The sequence below is a fragment of the Brevundimonas sp. CURTG3B2_SDJG genome (assembly GCF_057364705.1).
This window is the reverse complement of sequence record NZ_JBNFOJ010000257.1, coordinates 1-3,901: the sequence shown is the minus strand read 5'-3', so window position 1 is coordinate 3,901 and position 3,901 is coordinate 1. Positions and strand designations below refer to the sequence as shown.

Annotated in this window: 1 protein-coding gene and 1 pseudogene; both read left to right on the top strand. The window is 70.4% G+C overall.

The window, feature by feature from the left end:
* On the top strand, positions 1 to 885 hold an 885-nt coding region (ribF, locus tag AC2W7C_RS14505; RefSeq protein ID WP_486002058.1), incomplete at its 5' end, for a riboflavin biosynthesis protein RibF.
* A 123-nt stretch (positions 886 to 1,008) separates the two neighbouring features.
* A pseudogene (ileS, locus tag AC2W7C_RS14500) lies at positions 1,009 to 3,901 on the top strand (isoleucine--tRNA ligase); the annotation flags it as partial.

Sequence of the window (3,901 nt, the reverse complement as noted above, 5' to 3'; positions counted from 1 at the left end):
CGCGGCCACCAGGCCGTCATCGCCTCGGCCCGCGAAGCCGCCGCCCGCCTCGGCGCGCCCCTCGCCGTCGTCAGCTTCGATCCGCATCCCCGCCGCTGGTTCCAGCCCGACGCCGCCCCCTTCCGCCTGATGACGCCCGACCAGATGGCCGACGCCCTCGAAGCCCTGGGCGTCGACCACCTGTACCTGCTGCCTTTCGACGCCGAGATGGCGGCCATGTCCGACGCCCAGTTCGCCGAACGCGTTCTGGCCCAGGGCCTGGAGATCCGCCACGCCTCGGTCGGCTTCGACTTCACCTTCGGCAAGGGCCGCACCGGCTCTCCCGAAGCCCTCCGGGCCTACGGCGAACGCCTCGGCTTCACCGTCTCGGTCGCCGATCGCCTGGACGACGCCGACGGCCTGAAGCTCTCCTCCTCCGCGGTCCGCGAGGCCCTCAAGGCGGGCGACATGGCCCGGGCCCAGGCCATCCTCGGCCGCCCCTTCGCCCTCCGGGGCGAGGTCGTCCACGGCGACAAGCGCGGCCGCACCATCGGCGTCCCCACCGCCAACATCGCCATGGGCGACTACATGCGGCCCGCCTACGGGGTCTACGCCACCCGCACCCGCCTGGCCGACGGGCGCGTGCTGGACGGCGTCGCCAACCTGGGCGTCCGGCCGATGTATCCCACCGACGACCCCTTGCTGGAGGTCTGGCTCTTCGACTTCTCGGGCGACCTCTACGGCCAGGTGGTCGAGACCCAGCTGGTCGCCTTCCTCCGCGGCGAGATGAGGTTCGACGGCCTGGACGCCCTGAAGGTCCAGATCGACGCCGACGCCCGGGCTTCGCGCGAGGCGCTTCGTCTGTGGCGCGCCGCCGAACCGCCTGCTAGACCGCGTGAACCATGACCGTCCGCGTGTTTCGCCCGATTTCGATTAGCCGCCCGGCGTAGCGCCGCAGGGCCGCCAGCCCCGCGCTCGCCGGGATCCTCGAACTTCACGCGAACGATCAACACGACGAAACGAGACTTCATGGCTGACGCCGCCGACACAGCTGAATCCCCCGCTCATCCCGGCGAAAGCCGGGACTACCGCGAGACCGTCTTCCTGCCCGAGACGCCCTTCCCCATGCGCGGCGGCCTGCCCCAGAAGGAGCCCCAGATCCTGGAGCAATGGGGCGATCTCTACGCCGCGCTCCGCAAGGAGCGGCAGGCCCAGGGCGCGCCCCTCTACGTGCTCCACGACGGCCCCCCTACGCCAACGGCGACATCCACATCGGCCACGCCCTGAACAAGACGCTGAAGGACTTCGTGGTCCGCTCGCGCTTCCTGCTGGGCCACGACGTCGACTACGTCCCAGGCTGGGACTGCCACGGCCTGCCGATCGAGTGGAAGATCGAGGAGAAGTTCCGCAGCGAAGGCCGCCGTAAGGACGAGGTCTCCAAGGCCGAGTTCCGCCAGGCCTGCCGGGAGTACGCCGCCGGCTGGATCGACGTCCAGCGCGAGCAGTTCAAGCGCCTGGGCGTCGTCGGCGACTGGGACGGCCGCTACGCCACCATGGACTTCCCGACCGAGGCGGCCATCGTCGCCGAGTTCCACAAGTTCAAGAACTCGGGCCAGCTCTACCGCGGCTCCAAGCCCGTCATGTGGTCGCCGGTCGAACGCACCGCCCTGGCCGACGCCGAGATCGAATACCACGACCACGTCAGCCCGACCGTCTGGGTCAAGTTCCCCGTCACCGGCGCCACCGACGACCACCCCGACGACCTGCTGGCCTTCCGCCACGCCAACCCGTCGATCGTCATCTGGACCACGACGCCGTGGACCATCCCGGCCAACCGCGCCATCAGCTACGGCCCCGAAATCGCCTATGGCCTCTACGAGGTGACGGCGATGGAGGAAGGGCTGGAATTCGAGCCCTGGGCCAAGCCGGGCGACCGCCTGATCGTCGCCGACAAACTGGCCGAAGAGGTCTTCAAGGCCGCCAGGATCGCGACCTGGACCCGCCTGGACGATCTGAACCCGTCGGGCCTGGAGTGCGCCCATCCGCTGGCGCCGCTCTCGCCCGGCTACGGCTTCTCCGTGCCGCTCCTGGCCGGCGACCACGTCACCGACGACGCCGGCACGGGCTTCGTCCACACCGCCCCCGGCCATGGCGCCGACGACTTCGAGGTCTGGAAGGCCCACGGTCACCATGAGGTGCCGGACACCGTCGATCCCGACGGCGCCTACTACGATCACGTCCCCCTCTTCGCGGGCCTGAAGGTCATCGAGACCGAGGGCAAGAAGGACAAGATCGGCAAGTTCGGCCCGGCCAACAAGGTCGTCACCGAGAAGCTGATCGAGGCCGGCGCCCTGCTGGCCCGCGGCCGGATGGAGCATTCCTACCCGCACAGCTGGCGCTCCAAGGCGCCCGTCATCTTCCGCAACACCCCGCAGTGGTTCATCCGCATGGACCAGCCGCTGAAGGACGACGCCACTCTGCGCGAAAAGGCCCTGGCGGCCATCGACGCCACGGCCTTCCACCCGGCCGCCGGCAAGAACCGCATCCGGAGCATGGTCGAGAGCCGGCCGGACTGGCTGATCAGCCGCCAGCGCGCCTGGGGCACCCCGCTGGCCATGTTCGTCGACAAGCAGACCGGCCAGCCCCTGGTCGACGCCGAGGTCGACGCCCGCATCGTCGCCGCCGTCTCCGAGGGCGGCGCGGACGCCTGGTTCACCCGCCCCGACGCCGACTTCCTGGGCCAGCACGACCCCCAGCGCTTCGAGAAGATCGAGGACATCCTCGACGTCTGGTTCGACTCGGGCTGCACCCACGCCTTCACGCTCGAGGCCCGCGACCCCGCCCACGGCTACGCCGGCGACCGCCCCTCGCACTGGCCCGCCGATCTTTACCTGGAAGGCTCGGACCAGCACCGCGGCTGGTTCCAGTCCAACCTGCTCGAAGGCTCCGGCACCCGCGGCCGCGCCCCCTACGACGCCGTCCTCACCCATGGGTTCACCCAGGACGAGAACGGGGAGAAGATGTCCAAGTCCAAAGGCAACACCACCGACCCCGCCGTCGTCATCAAGGAGTCGGGCGCCGACATCCTGCGCCTCTGGGTCGCTCTGGTGGACTACGCCGAGGACCAGCGGATCGGGAAGCAGATCCTGCAGACGACGGTCGACGCCTATCGCAAGCTCCGGAACACCGTCCGCTACCTGCTGGGCGCCCTGGCCGGCTTCGACGAGGCCGAGCGCCTGCCGCTGGACCAGATGCCGCCGCTCGAGCGCTTCGTCCTGCACCGGCTGTGGGAGCTCGACGGCCAGGTCCGCCGGGCCTACGCCGAGTACCGCTTCCAGGACGTCGTGCGGCCGGTGCTGGAGTTCTGCTCCAACGACCTCTCGGCCCTCTACTTCGACATCCGCAAGGACAGCCTTTACTGCGACCGCCCCGACGCGGTCCGCCGGCGCGCCGCCCGCACCGTGATGGACGAGGTCTTCGCCCGTTTGACGGCCTGGCTGGCTCCGCTGACGCCCTTCACAATGGAGGAAGCCTGGACGACCCGCTTCCCGGACGCCGGAAGCAACTGCGCGCGGGTCATCCCCGAGACGCCGGACGCCTGGCGCAGCCCGGCCGAGGCCGAGCGCTGGGCCAGCGTCCAGACCGTGCTTGAGGTCGTCAACGAGGCGCTGGAAGCCGCCCGGCGCGACAAGGTCATCGGGGGCGCGCTGGACGCCTGGCCGGTGGTGACTGGGCCCGCGGACGCCTTCGCGCCCTTCGAAGGTCTGGACGCCGCCGAGGTGTTCCGCACCTCCGGCGCCGAACTCGTCGTCGGGGGCGACGTCGTGAGCGTCGAGGTGAAGCCCGCCGACTGGCCGAAGTGCGCCCGCTCCTGGCGGCGCGTGCCGGACGTCGGCTCCGACCCCGCCTATCCGGACCTGAG